The 23,710-nt window shown below is 69.0% G+C and carries 26 protein-coding genes; 3 read left to right on the forward strand and 23 right to left on the reverse strand.

What is annotated here, in order from left to right:
• Window positions 1-105: 105 nt before the first annotated feature.
• The 16 genes from ABZ027_RS31710 to ABZ027_RS31785 all read right to left on the reverse strand — a co-directional run bounded on the left by ABZ027_RS31710 (window position 106) and on the right by ABZ027_RS31785 (window position 14,728).
• Window positions 106-411 (reverse strand): hypothetical protein, encoded by a 306-nt coding sequence (locus ABZ027_RS31710; protein ID WP_356774280.1) that lies wholly within the window; start codon window positions 409-411, stop codon window positions 106-108.
• A gap of 57 nt (window positions 412-468) precedes the next feature.
• Window positions 469-831: a hypothetical protein gene (locus tag ABZ027_RS31715; RefSeq protein ID WP_356774282.1), complete on the reverse strand. Its 363-nt coding sequence runs from the start codon at window positions 829-831 to the stop codon at window positions 469-471.
• A 75-nt stretch (window positions 832-906) separates the two neighbouring features.
• Window positions 907-1,833 carry an ArdC-like ssDNA-binding domain-containing protein gene (locus ABZ027_RS31720; RefSeq protein ID WP_356774284.1) on the reverse strand — a complete coding sequence of 309 codons (927 nt, stop codon included), beginning with the start codon at window positions 1,831-1,833 and terminating at the stop codon, window positions 907-909.
• Window positions 1,834-1,956: 123 nt separating this feature from the next.
• Complete coding sequence (locus ABZ027_RS31725) at window positions 1,957-2,196, reverse strand: hypothetical protein (RefSeq protein WP_356774286.1); 240 nt, start codon at window positions 2,194-2,196, stop codon at window positions 1,957-1,959.
• A 346-nt stretch (window positions 2,197-2,542) separates the two neighbouring features.
• On the reverse strand, window positions 2,543-3,211 hold the full coding sequence (locus ABZ027_RS31730; RefSeq protein WP_356774288.1) for a hypothetical protein: 669 nt from the start codon (window positions 3,209-3,211) through the stop codon (window positions 2,543-2,545).
• A gap of 251 nt (window positions 3,212-3,462) precedes the next feature.
• Window positions 3,463-4,218 (reverse strand): hypothetical protein, encoded by a 756-nt coding sequence (locus ABZ027_RS31735; RefSeq protein WP_356774290.1) that lies wholly within the window; start codon window positions 4,216-4,218, stop codon window positions 3,463-3,465.
• Window positions 4,211-4,576, reverse strand: coding sequence for a hypothetical protein (locus ABZ027_RS31740; protein WP_356774292.1), 366 nt, complete (start codon window positions 4,574-4,576; stop codon window positions 4,211-4,213). The genes ABZ027_RS31735 and ABZ027_RS31740 overlap by 8 nt, the downstream gene beginning before the upstream one ends.
• A 77-nt stretch (window positions 4,577-4,653) precedes the next feature.
• Window positions 4,654-5,841 carry a hypothetical protein gene (locus ABZ027_RS31745; protein ID WP_356774294.1) on the reverse strand — a complete coding sequence of 396 codons (1,188 nt, stop codon included), beginning with the start codon at window positions 5,839-5,841 and terminating at the stop codon, window positions 4,654-4,656.
• A 158-nt stretch (window positions 5,842-5,999) separates the two neighbouring features.
• Window positions 6,000-8,066: a hypothetical protein gene (locus ABZ027_RS31750; protein ID WP_356774296.1), complete on the reverse strand. Its 2,067-nt coding sequence runs from the start codon at window positions 8,064-8,066 to the stop codon at window positions 6,000-6,002.
• 464 nt (window positions 8,067-8,530) lie between these two features.
• Window positions 8,531-8,824, reverse strand: a complete 294-nt coding sequence (locus ABZ027_RS31755) for a hypothetical protein (protein WP_356774298.1) — start codon at window positions 8,822-8,824, stop codon at window positions 8,531-8,533.
• A gap of 362 nt (window positions 8,825-9,186) precedes the next feature.
• A complete protein-coding gene (locus ABZ027_RS31760) occupies window positions 9,187-9,636 on the reverse strand; it encodes a helix-turn-helix transcriptional regulator (RefSeq protein ID WP_356774300.1) in 450 nt (149 codons plus the stop codon).
• Window positions 9,518-10,669, reverse strand: a complete 1,152-nt coding sequence (locus ABZ027_RS31765; protein ID WP_356774302.1) for a hypothetical protein — start codon at window positions 10,667-10,669, stop codon at window positions 9,518-9,520. Before ABZ027_RS31765 ends, ABZ027_RS31760 begins: the two co-directional genes overlap by 119 nt.
• Window positions 10,670-10,738: 69 nt before the next feature.
• Window positions 10,739-12,058, reverse strand: coding sequence for a UDP-N-acetylglucosamine 1-carboxyvinyltransferase (gene murA / locus ABZ027_RS31770; RefSeq protein ID WP_356774304.1), 1,320 nt, complete (start codon window positions 12,056-12,058; stop codon window positions 10,739-10,741).
• Window positions 12,059-12,192: 134 nt separating this feature from the next.
• Complete coding sequence (locus tag ABZ027_RS31775; protein ID WP_356774306.1) at window positions 12,193-12,939, reverse strand: class II aldolase/adducin family protein; 747 nt, start codon at window positions 12,937-12,939, stop codon at window positions 12,193-12,195.
• Complete coding sequence (locus tag ABZ027_RS31780; RefSeq protein ID WP_356774308.1) at window positions 12,936-13,640, reverse strand: hypothetical protein; 705 nt, start codon at window positions 13,638-13,640, stop codon at window positions 12,936-12,938. The genes ABZ027_RS31775 and ABZ027_RS31780 overlap by 4 nt, the downstream gene beginning before the upstream one ends.
• Window positions 13,637-14,728 carry a glycosyltransferase family 4 protein gene (locus ABZ027_RS31785; RefSeq protein ID WP_356774310.1) on the reverse strand — a complete coding sequence of 364 codons (1,092 nt, stop codon included), beginning with the start codon at window positions 14,726-14,728 and terminating at the stop codon, window positions 13,637-13,639. The genes ABZ027_RS31780 and ABZ027_RS31785 overlap by 4 nt, the downstream gene beginning before the upstream one ends.
• 222 nt (window positions 14,729-14,950) lie before the next feature.
• Here ABZ027_RS31785 and ABZ027_RS31790 point away from each other — a divergent pair, with 222 nt between their 5' ends.
• Window positions 14,951-16,255 (forward strand): XRE family transcriptional regulator, encoded by a 1,305-nt coding sequence (locus ABZ027_RS31790; protein WP_356774312.1) that lies wholly within the window; start codon window positions 14,951-14,953, stop codon window positions 16,253-16,255.
• 298 nt (window positions 16,256-16,553) lie between these two features.
• Entirely contained in the window at window positions 16,554-16,943 is a 390-nt protein-coding gene (locus ABZ027_RS31795; RefSeq protein ID WP_356774314.1) for a hypothetical protein, read from the forward strand.
• Window positions 16,944-17,150: 207 nt separating this feature from the next.
• Here the strand turns inward: ABZ027_RS31795 and ABZ027_RS31800 are convergent, their stop codons facing one another.
• The 5 genes from ABZ027_RS31800 to ABZ027_RS31820 form a co-directional block, all read right to left on the reverse strand.
• Window positions 17,151-17,546, reverse strand: coding sequence for a DUF6233 domain-containing protein (locus ABZ027_RS31800; RefSeq protein WP_356774316.1), 396 nt, complete (start codon window positions 17,544-17,546; stop codon window positions 17,151-17,153).
• A 150-nt stretch (window positions 17,547-17,696) separates the two neighbouring features.
• Window positions 17,697-18,335, reverse strand: a complete 639-nt coding sequence (locus ABZ027_RS31805; protein WP_356774318.1) for a P-loop ATPase — start codon at window positions 18,333-18,335, stop codon at window positions 17,697-17,699.
• A complete protein-coding gene (locus ABZ027_RS31810; RefSeq protein ID WP_356774320.1) occupies window positions 18,332-19,228 on the reverse strand; it encodes a hypothetical protein in 897 nt (298 codons plus the stop codon). Before ABZ027_RS31810 ends, ABZ027_RS31805 begins: the two co-directional genes overlap by 4 nt.
• A 38-nt stretch (window positions 19,229-19,266) precedes the next feature.
• On the reverse strand, window positions 19,267-20,058 hold the full coding sequence (locus tag ABZ027_RS31815; protein ID WP_356774322.1) for a hypothetical protein: 792 nt from the start codon (window positions 20,056-20,058) through the stop codon (window positions 19,267-19,269).
• 186 nt (window positions 20,059-20,244) lie between these two features.
• Window positions 20,245-20,916 (reverse strand): hypothetical protein, encoded by a 672-nt coding sequence (locus tag ABZ027_RS31820; protein ID WP_356774324.1) that lies wholly within the window; start codon window positions 20,914-20,916, stop codon window positions 20,245-20,247.
• 164 nt (window positions 20,917-21,080) lie between these two features.
• Here ABZ027_RS31820 and ABZ027_RS31825 point away from each other — a divergent pair, with 164 nt between their 5' ends.
• On the forward strand, window positions 21,081-22,340 hold the full coding sequence (locus ABZ027_RS31825) for a hypothetical protein (RefSeq protein ID WP_356774326.1): 1,260 nt from the start codon (window positions 21,081-21,083) through the stop codon (window positions 22,338-22,340).
• A 126-nt stretch (window positions 22,341-22,466) separates the two neighbouring features.
• Here the strand turns inward: ABZ027_RS31825 and ABZ027_RS31830 are convergent, their stop codons facing one another.
• The gene (locus ABZ027_RS31830; RefSeq protein ID WP_356774328.1) at window positions 22,467-22,700 is read right to left on the reverse strand and encodes a hypothetical protein; all 234 of its coding nucleotides are present in this window, start codon (window positions 22,698-22,700) and stop codon (window positions 22,467-22,469) included.
• Between the two features lie 119 nt (window positions 22,701-22,819).
• Window positions 22,820-23,608: a hypothetical protein gene (locus ABZ027_RS31835; protein WP_356774330.1), complete on the reverse strand. Its 789-nt coding sequence runs from the start codon at window positions 23,606-23,608 to the stop codon at window positions 22,820-22,822.
• Between the last annotated feature and the right edge of the window lie 102 nt (window positions 23,609-23,710).

Below are 23,710 nucleotides of genomic sequence, written 5' to 3' on the forward strand. Positions count from 1 at the left end.
CCCGGGCTCAGCGAGTGATGCCGTGGGAACGTACACGACGTTCGCCGATCCGAATGGCCTGCCCAGCATGTCCCGCAGCGCCTCCCCGTTCCTGCACCTCATAATTTACTCTTCTGAGGGGTCGTGGTCAATGGCCTTGTACTGGTAAGCGTCGGGCCATTCTTCGGCGGCCTCGGCGTCGTAGTGCATGCGGCCCCGGTCCGTCAGCTGGTCGGGGTCTACGTCGTTGAGGCGGGCAAGGTGGAAGAGGTCGCACAGGAGATCTCCGCCAACCTCCATCAGGATGTCGTCGGGAATGTTCAGCGTTCCGTCCAACAGGTCGCCCTGTCCGGTTTTCCTGGCGAACGCTTCCAGGGCGCACAAGCCCCAGTAGGCCCGGGTCCTGTTGTCCTCGGCTGGGTCGTCCGTCACGGCTGTTTCTCCCTTCGTGCGGGCCGGGGGCCCGGTGGGCGGCCCCCGGCTGGGTGATCAGGTGCGGGGGGCCTCGATGGCGCGGGTGCCGATGTGGTCGCGCGCGGCGGTGACGTCGGCGAGGGTGAGTTCGCGGGTCTCACCCATCGGCCAGTAGGGCGGGAGTACGGCGATGGGCTGGTCGGCGCCCGCTCCCAGGGGCGACTCCTCGCCCTCGTACCGGGGGTTGAGGAACGGCTGGATGATGCGGACTCGCCCTTCCTCTTCGGAGGGGTCGATGCGGATGACGGGGCGGCCTCCCGCCTCGTCGAATCCGGGGCGGCCTCGGTGGGCGACCAGGTCGCCAGGCTGCAGGTTCTTGGCCAGCACGTGCGGTAGTGCGTCGACCAGGGTCGGTCCGATGCGGTGGGGAGTGAACACCTTGTGTTCCTTTCGGTGTGCGCGTTCAGGGGTGAGGGCCGGGGGCCCGGTGGCGGGCCCCCGGCGGGGTGTCGGTCAGGTGGTGGCGGGTGCCTTGTCGGCAAGGGCGTCGAGGATTGCGCGCGCGGTCGTGATGACCAGTTGGCCGGTCTCCTGCAGGACCGTGCGGGGGTCGTCGGCGTCGGCGTGGCTGGCCCAACCGGCGATGTAGTGGGCGGACTGGGTGGACGTCTTCAGACCGTGGGAGGCGGCGACGATGTAAGCGACGGACTCGGCCTCTGTCTCCATGCGGCCCCGGTGGCGGCGGTACTCGCCGGGAGCGGCGTCGAGGTGGCCGCATCCGATGTGGGCGACCTCGTGGGCGAGGACGCGCGTTGCTGCGGCGTCCTGCTCGGTGCCGCTGATCCGCACGGTGCGGGTCTCCGCGTTGGTCCACCCCTCGGCGCTGCCGCAGTCTCCGCGCTCGACGGTGTAGCCCTGGGCGGTCGCGTACGCCTCCAGGACCTCCCACAGTCCCTCGGGCGCGGCCCCGGTGAGCGGCTCGTAGTCGGGCACGTCGTCGGCGTCGGCCTCGCCCTCGATCGGGTCGGTCTGGCTGATGTCGAACACGCCGATCGGCCGGAAGATCACGCGCGGCTTGTCGTCGCCCTGCTCGGCGTCCGGGCCTTCCTCGTCGTCCCGGCGGCGCAGGGCCATGGGCGCGAGGATGCGGATTGAGCGCTCGCCCTTGCGGACCTGGCGACCGCGCTTCTGCCACTCGCCGTAAGCGGCGACGTGGGTGGCGTCGGGGCGCTGCAGCAGAATCAGCATGATGTTGCGGAAGGAGTACCGGCCGATACCGACTGCGGCGCGGAGCATGGCTCGCCATGCCTCGGAGTCGGTGAGGCTGGTGACCTGCTCGTCAAGTTTGGCCTTGAGGTCGGCGACCTCGGCGCGGGTCGCTTCGGGCGAGGTCCGGCGAGTGCGGCGGGTGCGGCGGGTGCCGCGAGTCTTGGTGGTCATGCCGTGTGCCTTTCGGGTTCTGTCGGCGCGGGTCCGGGTCTGCCCTCCCGGTCCTGCGCCTCATAATTTCCTCATGCTGGGCGTGGGTGCCCCCGGCTGGGATGGGGGCACCCACAGGGGGTGTCAGCCGCAGATGATGGCTACGTTGTGCCCGGAGATGAGCAGGGCGGCGGCGACACATACGGCAAGGTCCGCTGCGGCCTCACCGTTGGCGTCCGCGACGGGGGCCGCGAACATCTCCTCGTCGTCGTTCCACCGGAAACCGCGACCGTGCAGCAGGTCGACGGTCGGGCCGTCGATGCTGTCGAGGTCCGCCGGTGCGGCAACGACTCCGTGCTCGGGGTGGATGTCGACCAGGAACATGGTCTTCCTCTTTCGTTCGGGGTTCTGTGCCGCCGGTCCGGGTCTGCCCTCCCGTTCCGACACCTCATAATTTACTCCTCTTGGGGTGGATGGTCAAGGTGTTTCCGCAGGTGGGGGCGGGTTTTTTGGGGTGTGAGGTGCGGCGGTTGGTTGGGGGCGGCGCGAGGGTGCGCGGTCCTGACATCGTGGGCTCGGGCCTTTACTGATCTGTTTCGCTGGTTGTGCGGGTAGGCCGCACCAGGGGGTCCGCGCTTGCGCGGAGGGGCGGAGCCCCCTTGCCTCCTGGGGTGGCCTGCCCGTGCGGCCTGTGGGGCGGGTCTGTCAAGGTTCGAGGGGCCCCGCGATTTCAGGGCCGTGTGCCCGACCCTTCCGATCGCTTCTCGTTGGCCGTGGCGAGGTCGCGGAGCAGTCGGTAGGCGCTGTCCGGGTGGATGTTCAGCTCCGCGGCGAGGTTGCCGGCGGTGAGGGTCTCGCCGCGCTCTCGTGCGGCCTCGGCGAGCAGCTGGACGCGCTGGAGTCGGGGGGTGAGTCCGTCGGTGGGCTTCTTGCCGGGCTTGGTGCGGGGTGCCTTCTCGTGTCGTTGGTGCCATGCGAGGACGTCGGGCCAGTAGCGGCGGCCGTCGTCGTCGGGTTCGGGGTAGGGGTCGGCGCTGCCGGCGGGGTGCTTGCGGGCGTGGTAGCGCACCGCGGACCGGTCGCGTAGGCCGAGCCGTTCGGCGATCTCGGCGGTGGTGACCTGGTCGCGTCGGTTGTCGTCGATTTCGGCGGCGTGCAGCTGGACCCCGATGTCGTGGGCGCGGCACCAGTCGGCGACCTGGTCGCGGTTGAATTCCTTGGCGCCGTCGTCGCGGGCGCCCCGTGAACTGGGGAACTCCTGCTCGGTCGTGTTGGCCCAGTAGTGGCGGACGTAGTGGGCGGTGCGTCCAGTGGCTGCGGCGATGTCGGCGAGGGTGATGTGCTCACCGAGGGCGGCGAGGCGCTGCTGGAGCAGCTCGCGGGCCTCGTCTTCGGTCATGGCGGGTGTCCTGACGGTCGGGCCTAGACTGTCCTGGCCGGGCTTCTTGGACGCGTGTCGTCCGGGGTTCTGGGTCCGGCGTGAGGCCGGCGGTATCTGCCCGATGACCGCCGGCCTTTTGTGTGCGCGGGCAGGCGCAGGGAGGGGCCGACGGACGAACGGCCGCTGCCTGCAGGGGCGGTCCCCGTCCCAGCCGGGGACCGATCAGCAGGCGTGCGTCGCATGCCGCACCCTGTGCGGCATCTCATACTTTACTCTATCTGTGGGGCGCTGTCAGCTGGTGCGGACGGTGTTCCGACGGCGATGCGGGCGCCGACCAGCTGGCCGGCCTGTGCCGCGGCGCACAGTGCCCTCGCGGTGGCCTTGTGGTCGCGGGAGCGCGGGTCGGGCAGACCGACGTTGCCGGCGTAGAGCACTGCCCAGCCGTAGCGGCCGGCCTGGGTAAGCCAGCCGTCCGGGAGGTCCACGGTCCCGGTGAAGAGCTGTCCGCCCTCGGGGTCGAGGACCAGCAGCCCGTCCTCGCCGGCCGGGCCGTGTCCGAGCAGCAGCACCCCGAGCCACTCGTCGGCCTGCGGCGGGGCCTGGCGCAACTGGGTGACCAGGTGGAAGCCCTGGCCCAGCAGGTGGCTGGCGACCACGTTGGTCAGCTCGCCGGGGCCGTCGTTGACGATGTACACCTTGCCGACGGTCTCGGCGACCAGGACCGGTAGGTCGGCGCCGCCGTGGTCGAGGACGGAGGCGGTCATCGTCATGGCGTAGCCGTCGGCGGGCGTGGCCGGCGCGAAGTCGGGTCCCATCTGGATGACCTCGGAGGGTCCGCACCGCTCGTGCACGTAGACGACGTGCGTGTATGTGCCGCCCGTGCGCACCACCATGTTCACAGTCCCGGTCAGCGGCTCGCTGCAGGTGACGCACTGGCCGGTGGCCAGGGAGACTTCGGCGGCGCGGGCGAGGCCCTCGGGTCCGAGCAGGCCTCGCACCTCGGGACTCATGTGCAGCTCAGTCACGGGCGTGCTCCTGGTCGAGGTCGTCGCGGACGGCGGCGGCGTGCTCCTGGCGGGCGTAGCCGCGCGGGTCGGCGTCCCACCGGGCGTCGGCGGCTGGCACGGGCCCGCGTCCGGTGCCGTGAGTGCGGTCGTGCTGGAGGAGGCGCCCAGCGGTGTCCTCGGCGTCCTGCTCGCTGATTGCGGGGTCCTCGACCTCGGCGAGGGCCGGCGCGGCGCGGTCGGCGAGGGCGGCGCGGTGCACCAGGTATGCGCGTTCGCGCTGCCGGTCGCCGGGGTGGACGGTCAGCTCGTCGTCCAGGCGCTCGACGGCTGCGGTCGCGCGCAGCAGCGCGAAGGGGTCGGTTCCGGTGGTGCTCATCGGGTCCTTCCGGAGGGGACAGCGGTGGTCGAAGCCAGCTCGAATGGCTCCGGCCACCGCGGTGGTCAGGTGGCGTGTCACGCCAGTTCGGCGGCGGCCTCGGTCTTCTCGCGGAGCTTGTTCACGGCCTGTCGTGACACGCGGGCCCGCCCGGCGATGTCGGAGTCTCCGTGGCCCCATGCGATCGCCCGGTTGACCAGCTGTCGGCGCTCGGTGAGGTATTTCTCCAGTCGGACGCACTCGGCGCCGACCACTGCGAGGCGGTCCCAGTCCTGCTTGCGCAGCTGGGCCCGGTGGCTGTAGGCGGCCTCCCTCGTACCGAAGAGGCGCAGCCCCTGCTGCGCGGCGCGCGTTTGCTCACGCTCGATCCAGGAGTCCAGGGCCGCGTCGGTGGACTCCGAGGTGATGCCACTGCCGTTCAGACTGCCGTGCGCGGCGTCCCAGTCCGCGAAGTCGCGCGGCTCCCGAGGGTCTCCGTCCAGCAGCACGGTCCGGTACCAGGAGCGCACGCCCAGCACTTGCAGACCCACGCCGCTGACGTCGCGGTACGGGGTGCCGAAGATCTTCTTGACCTCCTGGTGCCAGTGCTCGTTCGCTCCGATGTACCGCGTCTGGTGCTCGCACGCCTCGGCCAGCTTGTCGAGGGACAACTGCAGCAGCTCGGGCCGGTAGATCTGGGGGAAGCGCTGGACGATTGCGGCGAAGTCGACCAGGTCGGCGTCGACTTCGGGCCGTGCTGCCTCGCGGTGGCGGGAAGTCAGGCGGCACAGGTTGCGGCCGGCGCGCGCGGAGGCGGCCGACCAGTCCAACTCGCCTGCTGCCTCGAAGAAGCCGTCGAGCAGCTCCTGGGCGTGCGGCGTCACCAGCTCCAGCAGGGCGTTGGCGGCCTCGACGTTGAGGTACGGGTGCCCGGTGAAGCCGGAGTCGACGGTCCAGCACAGCAACTCAGGGACCGGCTTGAACCACATGTGAGGTCCGGCCCCGGGCAGGTACTGCGTGCCCGGGTGCCAGCGCTTCCAGGTCTCGCGCGGGACGTCGTTGATAGCCGTCCAGGCGGGGTTCCAGGGCTCGCGGTGCTCGGTGCCTTCGTGGAAGCTCAGCTCGCCGGTGACGGTGTTCAGCAGGACGTGCTGGTAGCACCCCGGTGCACGGGCACCGGGGACAGGATCCGACGGGATCACCTGCTCCACGGGCGTCACGGTGACCCTCGGCGCCCGGTAGGTCGCCACCTCGATCTGCGGCACTGACATGGCTTCGTTGCTCATCCAGTTCTCCTTGCTGAGTTCGGTCTGACGTCAATAGGTTGACGGTGCCTCAGATCAGCGGCAACTGGTTGACAGTAGGTTGGCTGGAACTGATAACAAGCCCTTCGGTGGTCGTCCGATCCAAAGCGCAGGAACGACCAACGCGGCTACGCCGGGGGTCAGGCAGTGGCGATGCGGCGCTCGAGACGGGCCCTGGCGGCGGCGTGGTCGCCTCGGCCGTCGGCGGTGCGGGGATAGCGGCGGCGGGGCTGGCGGGCGAGCGTGGTGAGCACCAGGGCGGTCTGCTCCTCGTGCGTCTGGACGCCCGTGCGCACTCCGGCCTTGGGGGCGCGCATCCACTCCTCCTCCTGGCGCCACCACCGGTACAGCTCGGTCTCGACGGCGTACCGGCTGACGCGGGCGGCGAGTCGGCCGTGGGTTCCCAGGGCCTTCGCCGCGGCGACCAGGGAGCCGAGCCGGGGGCGGTAATACGGGGTGCTGGACCGCTCGGCGGCGAGGGCCTGGCGGCTGGTGTGCTGGTCGGCTCCACGACGGCGGAGAACGGCTCCTGCGGCCGTACGGCAGCGTTCCCCCGGGGCGGCCTGGCAGGTCGGGCACTCGTGATGGACCGTCATCACCGCGCGCGTGGCGACCAGCAGGTCCCGCATCCGCGCGAGATGCTTGGCGACCGTCCGGCTGCTGTATCCAGTGCGCTGGCAGATCTCGGCGAGGCTGAGGGACCGGTCCGCGTGCTCGGCCAGCTGCTGGTAGACCCGCCCCGCGTGGTGGCCCAGCCCGCCGGCGTGCTTCTTGGTGGCCCGACCGTGGGAGAAGACGTCGGCCTGGCCTGCGGCGAGGCGTTTTTGAAGGTGGGAGGTCAGGGTGGTGCGGGTTCCCCTCAGGGGGGGCGGGGTTCCTTGTGTCCCACCCCGTGCAACGGAGGCGAAAGCAGGGTGCGAAGCGGTGACGGGGAGCAGCTCGTAGGTACCGGCCGGGCCGGCGTCGGTGGCGCTGCCCAGCCAACTGTCGAGCTGCAGGCGGCCGAACGCGCGGTGCATGGTCGAGCGACCGGTGCCGGTGGCGATGGCTGCCCGGCGCACGTCCAGACTCAGCACGGTGCTGCCGGACTGCAGGGCGAGCAGACAGAACAGGTCCAGCGCGGCCCGGTCGGCGGGACCGGACTCGATGGCCCAGCGCTCTGGGCAGGCGTCAGCACCCTTCTGCAGTTGCTCGACCAGGGCGACGGTCTCAGCGACGGTCTCTGTGCGCTGCAGGGCCTCCTCGGTGTGCGGCAGCCTGCTCGCGTACTCCACGCAACGGGCCCACTGGCGTGCCAGTTTCTCCTCGGCGTCGATCTCGTCCAGCGTCACGCGCAGCGTGCCGACGCCGGGCGCGGTGCACACGTGCAGCAGCCCGCCCTCGCGGTACTGGCGGTCGTCCATCAGCCGCTCGACCATCGGCAGCGTCCAGCGGCGCAGGGCCAGCCGGGTCAGCAGGGAGCCGCACACCTCGCTGACCCGGTCAGCCGGCGGGCGGCGGGTGAGCAGCGCCATGGTCTCGCGGTCCAGCACGGTGGTGGGCGTGCCGTCGAGACGGGGGCCCAGCTTGTCGTCGAGGACCTCGGCGAACTGGTCCTGGCCGACCATCTTGGGGCGGAAGTCCGCGCGGGCCGGGACGGCGTCGATGATGAGCAGCAACCGGAGGAACGCGTCGGACGGATTGCCACAGGTGGCCGGGGTGAGCAGGTCGGCGGCGCGGCGGGGGTCCGCCGGGCTCATCAGCTCGCTGCGGCCACCGTTGCGGTGCGGGGCACCGATGGGCCGGGCGGCGCCCGTACTGGACTTGAGCAGGCCGTAGTCGAGCGTGGGCAGGCGCTTCGCGGCGGCCACGGCGATGGACTCGACCAGCGTCGACTCCAGCAGTGTCTCGGCGGCCACCCACACGTGCCGTCCGCCGGCGGAGCCGGAAGCGGCGACCACGTAGGTCAGCCCGGCCTCCTCCAACCAGCGCAGCAGAGTTGCGAGGTCGGGACCGACCTCGCCACGCTTGTCATCCAGGTCGAACAGAAGCCAGCGGTACCGGCGCCACACCGACGACAGATACACGGCGTACGGGCCGCGCGGCGGCGTCTTCGGCAGGAAGCGCAGATCGAGGTACTTGTGCAGCCATTTGCCCTCGGAGGAACGGGTGTCGACGCGCACCGACAGCCGCGGGGACAGCTGCAGAAAGAGCTTCTGCAGGTCCACGCGCGCAGCCCTGGGAGTGGGCAGAACTCCGGTATGAGGGTTGTGAATCGGGGCAGTTGACGGGCTGTGCATGGCTGTGCCGTTGGACACACCGGCAGCAGGCATGGGCTGACCGACACCGCAGCCTTCCGCTACGATGGGGGAACTCCTTATGGGGTCTCTAAAACGACAGACACCGCCGGGCCCTCCCGCAGTAGGAAGGGCCGGGACGTCGGGTTAGGGGCGGTCTGGGGAGTGCTTCACCTCCTGGTTCTCTCAGGCAGTCCGATCGAGCGGGAACTCGGTCGACCGCCGGTTGTGGGGCCGGTGTGGACAGCTGGGGAGCTGATCACCTGGGTGTTGCGACAACTGCATTTCGGGATTCAGCGGCTGTGGAGGCGTAGCTGAGTCCCTTGTACGTCGGAATAGCGAAGCCCCGGTTGGGTAAGCCGGGGCGTTTTGCTGTCCTCCGACGGTCGTGCGGGCTAGCCGGTCAGGCGGAGCTGTTCGCCCTCCTGCTCGTCGGCCGCGCTCTCCGAGTCGAGTTCGGCGATCCGCCACAGCGGCACGCCGTCCTCGTTGAGCTGATCCTGTTCGACGAGCCTCTTGAGGTAGAGACCCATCGTGATGCCCGCAGCCTTGGCGTTCCGATACGCCATGGCGTGCAGATCAGCAGGAACCATTCCGGTGAGGCGGACCATCCCTTTGCGGTCGCTGTGCACCATCGGCGTGACGTAGTCGCGCTCCTGGGCGTTCCGAGATCCGTAGGGCCTAGCCATGATCGCAATCCAACCGCATCGCGGTTCACGTACACAACTCCGTTGGGGTGTGTCGCCGGAGTTTTTTTGGGACGCAGGTGTTTACCTCCCGCGATCCCATGATGATGGGCGTCAGCGACGTGACGACCCATCACATCAGTTCGAAGGGTTCGGAGTTTGGCACAGGTTGAATGGCCTGCCGGGGCGGACGTGGTCGGCCCCGCCGTCGCTGCTCCGTTCCTACTCGACCCCGTAGATCCGATGTGAGCGCCCTGAGCGATGGGCGCCGCGCTTCCTGTGGTGCCTCCTGCTCGACACGACGCAGCGCGGTTGGATCGGGATCCCGTGACGCGCTTGTGCAGGAAGGCAAGGGTGAGGGTCGCCTATTGCGTCGCGCAGGAAGGCCAAGGTTCGGGCTGTTGGGCCTCGACTTCGGCCACGAGACGCGAGATGGGGTAGCCGTATGCCAGGCACACCCTGACCAGGACGGCCATCGACGGTTCGGTCACCGCGCGCTCGATCCGCGACAGTGTCGACCGGCTGACGCCTGTGTGACGCTCCAGGTCGTAGACCGACCAGTCGCGGTTCCTGCGCAGTTCGAGAAGCAGGCATGCCAGATCAGCCCTGAAGCATTCGACGTAGCGCTCCCGTGCCGCTGATTCGTCGTGAGCACCTTCTGCTGCGCCTTGCTCCTGGGCCGGTTGGGCGGGGCTCTTAGGAGTCGATGATGAGCGGCTGGCTGCCTTCGAGCCGACCGGACCAGTAGGTGTCGTCCCCGTCTCGTGGGGCTCGGACGGTGATGCCGAATCGCTGGGCGACGTTGTTGCGGTCACGGAGGTCGAGGGCTTCCTGAACGGTTGCGGTGCGCTGCTCGGCGTCCCATTCGACGGAGCGGACGGAGGGCAGGCCGAGCCATGCGAGGCGGCTGCGGATGTCGTCGGTGGTGACGGGCGACGGCACCGCGGTAACGCACCGTTCGCGCTGGCTGGTCGGGCAGTGGTTCGCCGCGCAGGTGGGGGTGGCGTGGATGCGGTGGGTGTCTGGGCGATCGAGGACGTACGCCAGGGCGCATGAGTTGGTCTGGTAGATCGGGTGGCTGGGGTAGCGGGTGGGAAGGGACTCCAGGAGCTCCCAGGTCTGGCGGGGCCATACGGCGTCGGCTGCTTCGAGGGGCAGGTTCTCGTCGCGGAGTTCGGGCCACAGGGTGGTCATCTGTTCGCGGGCGCCGCGTTTGACCTTGAGGCCGACGGCGACGGAGCAGGCGGAGTAGCGGGCGGCCCAGTCCAGGACGTGGGCGATCGTTTCGGGTGCGGCGTTGGCCGGGGTCAGCGGGCGCCAGTAGTGGATGACCGGGATGCCGCGCTCGTGGAGGCGAGGGAAGGTGTCACGGAGCGCGGTGTGGTTGATGCCTTTTTCGATGTCGGGGCCCAGTCCGGAGTAGCTGAGGTAGACGATCACGGGGAGGCCAGCCGTGCGGGCATTGAGGATGGCGTCGATGACGTCCGGGGTGACGGTGCACTTGGTGATCAGGCACACGGGGTTCCGTACGCCTCTGTCTGTGAGTTCGCCGAGCAGGCCGATGAGATGGGCGCGGTTGGGCGGCGTGGCGAGGGCGTCCGTGCAGGTGTAGAGGGCGAGGGGGGCTTGCGGGTGGTAGTAGGGGCTCGCCAGGAGCAGGTCTACGGTCCGCTGTGGGGTTGCCAGTTCGTTGGGTTTCACCAGGGTCTGGCCGCGGTCGACCAGGTAGCAGTATCCGCACCCCTTGGGGCATCCCTGGATGGGATTGACCGCGAGCCAGGTTTCGTGCTGGTCGATGACCGGCTCCCACACGCGCTGGGCGGGCAGGAGCGGTAAGGGAGTCCGCACGGGCTTGGTCCTTTCGGCCAGGGCCGTGCTGCCCGCCGTCCGGGCGTGGGCGGCGGGCAGCACGGATGGTCAGGCGGGTTGGGTGGTGATGCGGGCGCCGATGGCGGCGAGCTTGGCGACGGGTTCTTCGTAGCCGCGTTCGAGGTAGCGGGTGCCGCTGATGGTGCTGGTTCCGGTGGCGACGAGGGCTGCGAGAACGTAGCCGAAGCCGGCGCGCAGGTCGGGGATGACGAGGTCGGCGGCCTTGAGCGGGGTCGGGCCGCTGATCTTGGCGGTGTGCTGGAAGTCGCGGTTGTGCCATCGGCAGGCGGCGGCTCCCAGGCATCGGGTGGTCAGCTCAATGCCGGCGCCCATGGAATCACTGAGCTGCTGGGCGTAGCCGAAGCGATCTTCGTAGATCGTCTCGTGGACAACGGAAGTGCCGGTCGCCTGGGTGAGCAGGACCGTCATCGGCTGCTGCCAGTCGGTCATGAAGCCGGGGTGGACGCCGGTCTCGACGTCGGTGGCGGTCAGCGGCCGGGCCCGGAAGAACTCCAGGCCTTGCTCGGTTTCGTTGAACTCGCCGCCGACGTGGCGCAGGACGTTGAGGAAGGTGATCAGGTGGTCCTGGCGGGCGCCGCGTACCTCGATCCGGCCGTTGGTGGCGACGGCGGCCGCTGCGAAGCTGGCGATCTCAATGCGGTCGGCCACGGTGTGGTGCTCGACGCCGCGGAGGGTGGGCACGCCGGCGATGGTGAGTGTGCGGTCGGTGTCGATGGTGATGAGGGCGCCCATTTTTTGGAGCATGAGGACGAGGTCGATGATTTCGGGTTCGACGGCCGCGTTGGAGATGACCGTTGTGCCCTTGGCGAGGACTGCCGCGAGCAGCAGGTTTTCGGTTGCTCCGACCGAGGGGAACGGCAGGTGGACGTGGGCCCCGGCGAGGCGGTCGGTGGTGACTTTGACTGAGCCGGGGCGGTCGACGATGTCGGCGCCCATCTGGCTGAGGCCCTGCAGGTGGAAATCAATGGGCCTTTTGCCGATGGTGCAGCCGCCGGGCAGGGGCACGACTGTCTCTCCGCGCCGGTGCAGGAGGGGCCCCATCATCAGGATCGGGATGCGGTTGACGCCGGAGTAGGCGGAGGAGAGCGATGTGCTGGTGACCTTGGGGGTGTGCACGCGGACGGTGTGGTCGCCGAGCCAGGTCACTTCGGTGCCCAGCTCGGCGAGCATGCTGAGGACCAGGTCGACCTCCAGGATGCGGGGCACGCCGTGCAGCACGCAGGGCTCGTCGGTCAGCAGTGTGGCGACGAGTTCCTTGGTGACGGCGTTCTTCGCGCCGGACGCGTCGATGCTGCCGTGCAGTGGCACTCCGCCGGTGATGCGGTAGCTGTGGCGGTCGGCGGCCATGGGGCGCACCTGAGAGGTGACGTTATTCATTCGGTGATGTTTCCCGTTCCGCAGTTTGGGTCATTAAGGGGTGGATTTTCCCTGAATCTTCTAGATCAAATCCCGCTCAGTGAGATACGACGATACTGGCGTGCTCAGGGTTGCACCCCCGAAGCCAGCAACTCGGGCCGGTACAGGCGATTGGGGTAGACGGTCCCGCCGGTCAGCTGCCCCTGGAGCAGAGCGGTCTGCGCGCTCTCCTCCAGACGCAGCATCAGGTCGGCCGTCTCTTCGAGATGCCGGCCGATGGTGAACGCGCCGTGCCGGTAAAGGGTGAAGGCGAGCCCGTGGCGCTCGAGCTCGTCTGCGCGCGGGGCGATGACTTTTTCCAGCTGCGGCCGGTACTCCAGAAGGTTGACGGCGGCGACGTCGGGCCGCTGCACCATCCCCTCCGGCAGGTCCAGCGGCACGGGGTTGGCCCGGAAGTCCGCTTTCACGGCGCTGTCGTCGGCCGCCAGGCAGGGGATCTCACCGAAGGTGTCGGCGCGGTTGGTCACGCTCGGCACGGGCAGGCCCAGCGACGCGAAGGCCAGCGTGTAGGGGGCGTGGGTGTGCACGAGGGCCTCGGCGCGGGGAAGCATCCGGTACAGGTCCAGGTGCATCGGGGTGCCCGAGGCGCCCAGCCCGCCGGTCTGCTCGACGATCGCCCCTTCGGGCGTGAGGACGATGAAGTCCCGCTGGCTCACCTTCCAGCGGTCGAACGCGAGCCGCGTGCAGGACATCAGGATGTTCCCGTCCGGCAGGCGGACCGACACTGCGCCGCCGGCCGGGTTGAGCAGCTTCCAGGTGCGCAGGTCCTCGATGACGCTGGCCAGGTGCCTGCGTTCGGTCTCGTACCTCATGCGTGTCCTCCTGTAGGGGTGGCGATCCGGCATCCGGGCTCGGGACCGAAGACCCGGCTGCGGGCGGGGATCCACTGGGTGGCGACGGTGACGTTCGCAGCCAGGACCGAGCGGGCGTTGACGACGGCGCCCGGGCCGACCGTGACTCGTGATCCGGCACGGACGTGGTCACCGATCAGGGCTGACCATTTCGCCTCGCCGGTGCTCATCCGTCCGCCCGGCAGGGCGAAGCTGATGGGCTTGTCCGGGCGGAGCATGTCGCCGTTGGTCATCACGCAGGCCGCGGTGAGCAGGTCTGCGGAGAAGTAGCAGTGCCGGCCAATGACGCAGCAGCCCACGGTGGCCCGATGGGACAGGATGCTGTGCTCGCCGATGAGACTGCGGGAGATCTCGCACCCGTACCCGACGTGCACCTGGGAGGAGATCACCGTCCTTGCGCGCACGGTGGAGTACTCGTAGACCCGCGTGCCGGGGCCGATCACGACGTCGTCAGCCACGTTCGCCAGAGGCGACACGCAAGCGTCGGGGTGGATGCGCGGCCGATCGCCGAGGGATGCGCACACCAGGTCGTACACGGCGCCGGAGATGTCGCCGATGGATGCGATGGGCTGCTCGTCCAGGGCGCCCGCGCCCAGTTCCTTCAGGAACGGGTCGTCGGACAGGCACAGCACATCGCCCAGGGCAGGGCCTGCGCTGCTCACCGCAGGGCTTCCAGAGCTCGGGGGGCCGGGCGCTGCCCGATCATCAGCTTCAGGTACTGGGCGGCGCAGCGGCCGGGGGTGTACCAGGCTTCCGCCAGCGCGCGGGCGGCGCTGCCCATCGTGACCAGCATCTTGCGGTCGAGGAAGGCTTCTGTGAGGGCGGCCACGAGCTCACCGGGCTCGTCGGGGGCGTACACCATGCCGGTCAGGCCGTCGATGACGAGCTCCGGGCTGGCACCGGCGTTCGGCACAAGTGCGGGGATCGCAGCGCCGGCGGCGTCGATGACGGCGCGTCCGAACCCTTCCTGGACTGAGGCGGTGGCCAGCAGGTCGTACCCGGCCAGGCGCTGGGGCAGGTCGTCTTCGTATCCCAGGAAGCGGACCGGTGCGGTGAGTTCGCGCGCGAGTTTCTCCAGCTCGCCCTGGTGGGACCCTGCCTCCCCGAAGACGTCCAGGTGTACCGCGGTGGAAAGGCGGGGGTCGGCGACCGCGCGTACCAGGTGGTCGGTCCGTTTCCACGGCACCGTGCGGGCGACCGAGGCGACCATGAGCCTGCCCGTGTGCGGTCTGGTGCGGGCGGGAACCGTGGCCGGGATGGCGACGCCGTTGTGGATGGTGCTGACGAACCGCGCCTTGGGCGCGTGCGTGCGCAGCGCGGCCGACGACGCGTGCGAGATGCCCACCCAGACGGGCACTGCGGACAGCAGGTCCCATGGGAGGTCGCCGATGGTGCTCTCGACCATGGCGCCGCTGTCGGGGTCGATCACCCGGAGCACCTGTTCGGCGTTGACGACGTGCCGGACAACGGGGATGACGCGGGCGTGAGGAGCGAGCAACACATCGGCGGCCATGGTGCGGTGGCTGGAGATCACCACGACAGGGCGGCCGTCGGCCGGAGAGCAGACGCTGGTGAGCGCCTGCTGGTAGCCGTTCCAGTCCGTCACCTCGTGTAAGCGGGCGGAGCCACAGTGGCCGGCGGCCGGCCCGCCCTGGCGCCACCACACCACGTCCACGCCGGGCACCAGCCGGGCTAGCTGCCCCGCCAGTTCGACAACGGAGTTCTCCGCTCCGCCTCGTGCGGTGGTCACCCAGGAAATGACAACGTGCGGAACCACTTTGCCTCCTCAGGGAAGTGCAACCTTGATCGTCTGCGGCTGAGCCGCAGGAGCGTCCTGCCGCCGCCTGTGGACTGCGACATGACGAGAGTGGGTCAACTCGCGGGTCCCGTCGACAAGTTGGAACAGGTCCCGCATAGGTCCCGCATCCGAGAGGAGTCACCGATCATGTGCCCTCAGTGATTGGATGCTGATGTGGACAAGACCGCCCGTCATCCGCTGGCCGCAGCGCGCATCGCTCGCGGCATGACGGAGAAGGACCTCGCTGCTGGAGTTCGCGCCGCGGCCAGTCGGCGTGGTCTGCGCTCAGGAACTGACGAGGCACGGGTGCGCAAGTGGCAACGCGGCGTAAGGCCCAACGAGGAATCCCAGATCTACATCGCCGAAGCGCTCGTCCTGCCCGCGGATATCGTCCGCGCCGACGACTGGCCCAACTGGCTGCCGCTCACCGCCGATGGCGTGGTCCCGCTCGGACCCCACAGTTCCGTGCCCGCCCTGAGAGAGGCCCTGCGAACAGCGATGGACCGCCGAACCTTCCTGACGATATCCGGCGCCGCCCTGTCCGGACTGGCCGCTAATTGGGCCCTGGGCACCACGGGCGCGCTGACCCAGGCCCACGACGGCAAACCGGTCGACGAGGACTTCGTCACCTTGCTGGAGAACATCACCCAGCAGCTCAGCGGCCTTGGTGTCGAGCAGCGACAGCACACCGCCACGCTGCTCGACGCCTCCCTGACCACCGTGACCAACCTGATCGAGCACGGCCGCTACAGACCCGCGATGGGGCTGCGCCTGCATACCCTTGCGGCCTCCCTGTCCCAGACCCTCGCCTGGGACACCTTCGACCTGGGCCGCCATACATTGGCCAGCCAGTACTGGATCGCAGGCCTGCACAACGCCCATGCGCTCGGAGACCACGACCTTGGCGCCGGTCTCCTCAGCGACCTCGCCTACCAGGCCGCCTGGCGGCACGACCACACCACCGCGGCGGACATCCTGACCCACGCCCTGGCCCGCGCCCGCAACCCGGCCGCCCGCTGCCTGCTGCAGCTGCGTCTCGCCCGCACCCTCGCCGCTCGGAACGAGGGGCGTGCCGCACTGCGCTCCCTCAAGGCAGCCGAGCAGCACCTCAGTGATGCCGGCGCTGACCGGCCCACCTGGTGTGCCTGGGTATCCGAGGCCGACCTGGCAGTGGACTCCGGCCAGGCGCTACTGGACCTTGGCGACACCGGCCGCGCCCACCGGCTCATCACCGAGGGCGAACGCCTTCTTCCCTCTACCCGAGACAAGACCCGAGGCGTGTTCCTCGCCTACCGTGCCGCCAGCCATCTCGACTTGAAAGAACCCGAACTTGCGGCGTCCACCGCCACCCGGTCCCTGCTCCTGGCCCGCAGCACCGGGGCGCCCCGCTGCGTCAGTCTCGTCGAGGAACTCCTCCCTCGCTTCCAGCCCTATCAGCAGGCTCAGGGCGTAGCGGAACTCCTCCAGCTCGCCGTATAGCAGCGGCCCGATGACCCGGTCCACCTTCGAACTACGCCTTCGCCACCTGGACTTCCCCAACGGCGTCACCGACCTCGGAGCTCCGGCCTGACCAAGATCACCGGCTTAGCGTTAGCCGCTGTACCGATGTTCCTACCGACGCCAATTGCATCAGATGCGAATACGCGACACCGCAACATGCGAGCCCACCCGTCCCGAGGCCGGACTCAGCCGGTCCGGCGCCACGGCTGTTCACCCGGGCGGGTGATCATCTCGCGCTCGGCGTCCCGGGAAGCCCGGCACGTCAGTTGGGCCGACCATGAGAAGGATCATCAGTCTCAGTGCAGCGCTGGCCCTCGGCTGCATCGTCCCGGCCGCGACGCCGGCGGCGGCAGACACCAGTTCCTGCACACACCACTGGTCGGGCCCCCAGGTGTGCATCCGCATGAAGGGCCGCAACGGCTGGAACAGCGTCACGGCGATCTGGGCGAACCCACCGAAGTCCGCGAAGACCCGCAAGGTCTGGCTGACCCAGGACGGCAACCGCCTGGGCAACACCCAGACGGCCCGGCGGAAGGGGGAAACGATCAGCTACACATGGTCCAGCTTCCAGCAGGGCACCGACGTGAAGATGTGCGTGCACTTCAAGGGCATCAGTCGCGTGGCCTGCGACACGACCAAGTACATCGGCGACCGGGAGTCCTGGTGAAGAAACTGATCCTGGCTGCCCTGGTCGCGGCACTGACGGCGCGCACCTAGGCGTCGAAAATCAATCTCAACGCCAACCAGACTCCGGGTGATCTCCGGAGCCGTACCGGGCCCGACGGCTCTTCTCCGGCCGACGAACGGGGCAACCGATGACCCGGGCCACCTTCGAACTCCGCCTGCGTCGCCTGGACTCCCCCCACCAAGAGGACTAGCTGTCTTCAGTGCCGGTCCCTGGTGCCGGATGGCAGACGTCGCAGGCTGTGGCCCACCCTTCGCGGAGGAAAATGCGGGCTTGGGTGTCGTTGGCGGAGGTGAGCCGTCCCTGCCCTGCCCAGCAGCCGCCTCGGTGGAGGATGACAGAGCGCTGTTTCGGGGCGTCGTTCGGGAGCGCCTGGAACACCCATGCGGGGCTGTCGGCGCGTTCCGTCGGGACGGTGGAGTAGTCCTCGCCCTCTTGAGGGTGGACAGCTGCGGCAGGCATGGTCAGCGACACCTCGTACCACCAGCGGCCTTGGGTGTCCTGCCGTCGTGAGTGGAGGTGGCCGCGGGCGATGCTGCCGCCGGGAAGGGTGACGGTCACGCGGGGGGCCAACTGTTCGGACATGCGTTCGATAATAGTCACGGGAGCGCGAACGCCTCTAGCCACCCGCCTGCCATCACCGGCTGTCCCCGCCACGCGGGCCCGTACCCTCATACGTGGGCGCCCGCAGCCAGCTCGAATGGCTGCGGGCGCCCTTTACGGACTGCCGGACAGTCAGCGGTCGACGACGTCCTTGTCGAGGTCGCGGTGCACCAGGTCCACGACCAGGTCGCGGTCGACGAACTGCTTGGCGGCGTCGGCCAGTCCGTACGCGGCGGCCTGCTCGACGTCCCCAGCAATCACGGCGCGCAGAGCCATGGCCGTCGTAGCTGCCCGGTGGCGTCCGCCGGCGCAATGCGTCACCACGGTGAGCGGCGCGGCCGTCGGTCCTGCGAGGTAGCCCTGGACCTGCAGCGCGGTCGCGGCGAGGACCTCGCGCACGCCCGGGGTTTCCATGACCGTGTCGCGCACAACCTGGTCGTGGGCGGTGAGCTGGCGCAGGTCGGCACTGATGGCGTGCGGGTCTCGGAAGTGCGCCCGCAGGTCGAGCGCGATGGTGGCGCGCCGCAGGACGTCGGCCCACTCGCCCCCGTCCGCGTCGTGCAGGCGGCCGATGGACACGATCGTGACGTCCGGCTGCGGCGCAGCCGTCTCGTCGACCAGGCACGCGGGGGCGGGGCCGCAGTGTCCGTCGCAGCCCTGGCCGTCGTGGATCGTGCAGTTGTACCGGTGGACGCGGGTGCCGTCGTCGTGGAGCTTCCAGCCCTCGGCGTCGTGGGGCCCGACGTCGTGCGTCGTGGCGCTGTCGGTCACTTCTGGCTCCCGTGCAGGTGGGTGATCAGGGTGTCGAGCAGCTGGTAGAGGTCGGTGTGCTCGGTGACGGTCGGGTCGGCGGTGTCCAGCTGGCCCAGCTTCCGGGACCGGGTGGTGAGCCGGGCGGAGACGAAGCGGAAGCCGTAGTCGTGGCCGTCGTACCTCTCGGGCTCCGGGTCGTAGGTGAAGGTGGCGAGGATCTCGACGCTGCGGCGCAGGCGCTCGGCGCGGGCCTCGACGGTGAGGTTGATGGTGTCGCGGCTGTCGCCGTGGGTTTGGGCGGAGACGGAGATGAAGCCGGGCAGGGGGCTGATCTCCTCGGTGAACAGTCCGGCCTCGCCGGTGACGTAGGCGCGTTCCTCGTCGTCCTGGTATCGGATGAGCAGCTTGGTCTCGCCCGTCTTGCGCTCCTCGCCCATCAGGCCGGGGAAGGTGAACTGGCTGTGGCTGTAAGCGTGCCACTGTGGGCGGGTGGTTTCCACGGGGCTGTGCTCGCGGGCGCAGCGGTTGCACAGCGGGTCGCCGTCGGCGGCGATGACGGTGGCGAAGGTGTCGAGGCAGGAGAAGCACAGGAAGCCATGGATGTCCCGGTCCCAGCGAGGGATGGGCCTGCCGGTGAGCACCAGGTTGTCCCAGGAACCGATGGACTCGGTGACGGTGCGCTGGCGTCGGCTGGCGTACTCCGTGTAGACGGAGGCGGCCCGGTCATGGCCGTGCACGGCGACCAGGGCGCGGGCCCAAGCCATCTGCACGTCTTTGGCCTCCTCGGTCATGTCCGGGCGGCCGTTGTACGGCACCAGGACGCCGAGACCGGCGTCGTCGGCCAACAGGCGCTCCATCTCGGCGAGCAGGCGGGCGCGGGCGGTCTGCTGCTTCTGGGCGGTCGGTAACACGGTGGGCTCCTTCTTCCGTTGCGGGTCGGCGGGTGCGGTCACTGGGCGGACTGGGCGAGGGTCGGGGCGGCCAGCTCGATGCGGCGCTCGTGGGCCTGGTCGAGGTTGGCGCGCAGCCGTTCGGCGGTCTGTGCCGGCGTCCGGTCGAGGTCGGCCATCGCCTGCTCCAGCGCGGGGTGCCCGGCCTCCTGGATCTGGCAGTAGGCGGCCTCGTCCCGGGGCGAGGAGCAGAAGAACGGCCGCTGCAGGGCCGCTTCGGCACGCTCTCGCCACATGTCGATGGCGATGCGGGCCTCGTCGACCGCGAGGACGTAGGCGTGGTGGGCGGCCAGCCACGCGGCGGCGGTGCTCAGCGCCTCCCAGCGCAGTTCCACCTGGTGCAGCAGGCGGTCACGCTCGGCGCGGGCGACCTGCTCGTGGGCCAGCAGGTCGCGGACGTCGGCGTAGCGGTAGGTCGTGTCCATCAGGCCCGCCAGGCGCATGCCCTCGGCCTGCGCCGCCTCGCGGTCGGCGGTGGGGTGCTCGGCCGCCCAGCGTCGAAGTGCGGCGTCGAACTCGGCGTCGAGCCGCTCGCCCACGCCGGTGAAGCCTTCGATGTCGAGCTGGGAAAGGTTCATGATCACGCTGCTGCCCTTCGGTCGGTGGTCGGGGTCGATGCCCCTCGATCGCAGATCCGCGTACACGGTCGGCCGGCTGATGCGCGCGGCCTCGGCGAGAGCGGAGACGTTGGTCTCGCCCGCCTGCCACGCGGCGGCGAGCAGTTCGGCCCGGCGCCCGGGCTTCGACCAGTCCCGCAGTGCGGCCATCACGTCGTCTCGTCTCGTACTCACACAACAACGGTCCTGTAAAACGGCTTTACATGGCAAGTCGCTTTACACTCCTCGGCCGGAATGCGTCCCCGAATGTCCGGATCGGGTGCAGGGTGGGGGAGTTGGCCGGTTCGTGCGGACAGCACAGGACCCCGGTCGACTTCTCGCCGACCGGGGTCCTGTGTCCGCTGTAGGGGCTGGCGCGCGCTACAGCTGTGGGACTTCGCCGAACTTGGCGGCGCCGGGCTCGGGGCCGTCCTTCTGCTCGAAGTCGGCGAGCCGCCACCCGTCGGTAGTCCAGCGCAGGGTCATGGTCATGGTGAGCCATCCGGTCTTGACCGGGATCGGCTTGCTGACGTTCTTGCCGGTCAGCCCGAACAGCGTGCTGCACCACACGTCAACCTCGGCCGTGCTGTCGGTGTAGGCGCGGATGGTCGTCCCGGCGGGCATGGTGCGGGAGACGAACGTCGCTCCGGCCGGTGGGTTGCCCTGGGCATCGAGACCGAGCTGCTTGGTGAACGGGCCGTATGTGGCGTCGTAGTCCTGGATCAGCCGGGACCGCTGGTCAGGAACGGCGGTGACCTGCAGCAGGTAATGCCGGTCATCGGGGCGGAACATGGCCTCGCTGCCGACGGCGCTGGCTATCTTGGCGGCCGTGCTCTCGGCGCCTGCCCTGCTGTGGGGTATCTCGGGAGCGAGCAGGTCCGTGGCGGCGGCCGGCTTCGTGCTGGGCCGTTCCCGGGTCGCGATGGCTATGACGGCAATGAGCAGGACGACCACGCCCACGGTGATGATGAGTGCGCGATGGCGGCGGCGCCCCGACCCTCGGCCGGTGTCGATGTCTGCCCATATGACAGGCCGCTGACCGCTGGTGGTCATTCCCACTCCCCGTTCGTCATGATCCCTGTTACGGGTGACGGTATCTGGGGCCGGTGTTGCAGTGGCAGTCTGGTGTCGCTACCAGCGGTGACATGGGAAGCTGAATCCTCCTGATCTGTCTGGGGGTTGATGTGTCCGCGCGCGTACGTACTGCGGCCCGTCTGGTGATATCCGCTGTCGTCGGCCTTCTGGTGGCGCTGCTCGTGTCGGCGCCGGCGGCGCACGCGGCTCCGACGCCCACACCGACTCCGACGGCGACGGCGTCGAATGACCCGTGCGAGTTCGTCTACGGCAGCGCCAAAGATGCCTGCCGAAAGCAGCACAACAGCGGGGGCTCCAGCGGGGGTTCCATCGGTGGCACCCCGTCCCTGAACGACCCGACGTCCCTGACCGACCCGATGGGCTCACTGGCGGCATCGTTCGCCGAGGGTGCGGCCTGGGTCGTCGACAAGCTCTCCGATGCAATGACAGCCACGTCCGACGTGGACTTCACCAACACGAAGTTCCTGCAGACGTACTCGCTGGTCTTCGCAGCCAGCACCTTCTTGGTCGTCCTGATTTGGCTGTGGGCGGTCATCAAGCGGGCGGTGCGCGGGGTGCCTATGGCGACCGCGTTCGGGGAGGCGATCGGTCTGCTGTGGCTGACCGTGCTGGCCTCCGCGTTCACGCCCCTCATCCTCTACACCGTGGTGTCCGCGGTGGACGGCATCACGCAGGCCCTGGCCGGGGGCAGCGATCACGCGAAGTTCTTCGACGCCTTCAGTACGGCGCTGAAGGCTCAGAAGGATGAGGACGGCGGCCCCATCGTCAAGATCGTCCTGGGCATGGTGTCCATGGCAGCGGCCGGTGTGCTCTGGATCGAGATGGTCATCCGGGCCGCTCTCCTGTATGTGGGGGCAGCGCTCGGCACAGTCGTCTACAGCGGGCTGGTCGACAAGGAGCTGTGGACCCGCGTGCGCAAGTGGGTGGGCATCATGGCGGCCATCATCCTGATCAAGCCGATCGTGGTCATCGTGCTGCGCCTGGCGTCCGCGCTCTCGGGCGGCGGGCCGGATGACAGCGTGTCAGCGATCATCTCCGGCTTGTCGATCATCCTCCTGGCAATCATCGCGAGCGCGTTGATCTTCCGCATGATTCCCGGCATGGGAGACGAGATCGTCGCCGCGCGGCGGGACGCGTACGACCCGGCGAGCGCCAAGACCTCGGCCATCGTGACGCGTCCGGTTTCCGGCATCACGCAGGGAATCAACACCCACGCGTCCCGGGATTCGGCCTCGCGGGCGCCCGCGAGCGCACAGACCTCGTCGTCCGTGTCCCACACGAGCAGCGGCATCGCGGCCCACTCGACCCGGCCCACCTCGCCCAGTCCGCGGTCGTCGGGGTCCGTGCCGAACCAGGACAACCGGGGCGGCTCGGGGAACTGAGGATCAGGGGCCCGGCTGCGGGTTGTTCATCCCAATCAGCACGCCTATCACGATGATGGCGAGCAGCAGGTAGAACTTGCCCTTCAGGCTCATCTGGGGCCCCCTCCGTGACTCGGCCGGTCGGCATCACGGTACAGGCGTCGGGCCCTCGACCTCGCCCTGCGCCGTCCACTTCCTGGCGACGCGCTCGCGGCCGTCAATCTCCTCGATGAGCTGGATCACCACGGTCGGTCCGGCGCCGTACAACCCGACCCACTCCGTGTACCGGTCCTGAGCAGTGCCCGGGACGGTCCACTCGCCCTCGACGGCGGGGCCCTCTTCCGTGAACTGCAGCCGGGCGAGGTGCCTGGTCGTGCCCATGTGGCGCTCCTCGCCTCGGTGCCCGCTCTCCATCATCCCGCCCGCCCCTGCCGTGATGGCCCCGGACTCCTATCTCTGACACCAGGGGACAAGTAACCAGCGCTGGAAGTCACCCCCTACTAGGGATTGGGCACCGGAACGGGCTGCCACTCACCAGGTTCTTCGTCTCGAAGTTCTCGACGCATCCGAGGCCACAACTCCTGAGTGAGCCGCTCATCCTCCGCCGACCAATCCGAGGCGCTGAACGTGGCGAACGGTAGGACGTCGTGACGAACGTAAGTCCGCCACCTCATGTCTTGTGTCGACGCGCCGCGCTCTGGCATGAGCACCTCTGTGAATGTGCGCTCATGCCAGTGGAAAATAATGGATTCCAGCCCCTGGCCCGCAACCGCTCTGCGCTCTCGCGTATGGATGAAGCGAACCAGAACGCGGCCGTCGAATCGGGACACTTCCGATACGGGGCGCTCGTAGGCTGCCGCATTGGCAGGTTGAGACGGGAAGATGACGATGCCGGCAAGGGCACAGGCGAAGACCGCAATGTCGACGGCCTCAGCCTCTTCAACCCGAGGAGGCTCCTCGGGGCCGCGCGCACGTGCAAGAACTCGGCGCACGGCGCTTCTTGCGCGGTCGTAGATGGCGTTCCCGATGACACCGGAAACCGCAGCTTGGATGGACCACACGGCGACTTGTATGGCGAGTTCTGGGTCAAACCGTGGGGCAGGGATGACACGTTCTACCTGAGGGTGGACGCACACTTCATCAGGTGGCTTGCGGGAGGCGTGATAGTCGAGATCCATAGTCTCTGCGGCCTCTTCGAGCGGCATTCTTGACGGCGGCACGCCTAGCAGTTCATCCACGATGAGATCAATCGCATCCGTTGCCTCGCCATGCCGTCTGTCAGTGGCCACGTACCCTCCCGATAGATCAGCCAGTCTCCACCGGCGTTGAGCTTCAAGGGTGTCTCAGGCGGTGGAACTGCGCAGGCGTTTCCGGCTGCTGTTACTTGTCCC

The organism is Streptomyces sp. NPDC006332, from assembly GCF_040612855.1.
In the GTDB taxonomy this organism is placed as follows: Bacteria; Actinomycetota; Actinomycetes; order Streptomycetales; family Streptomycetaceae; genus Streptomyces.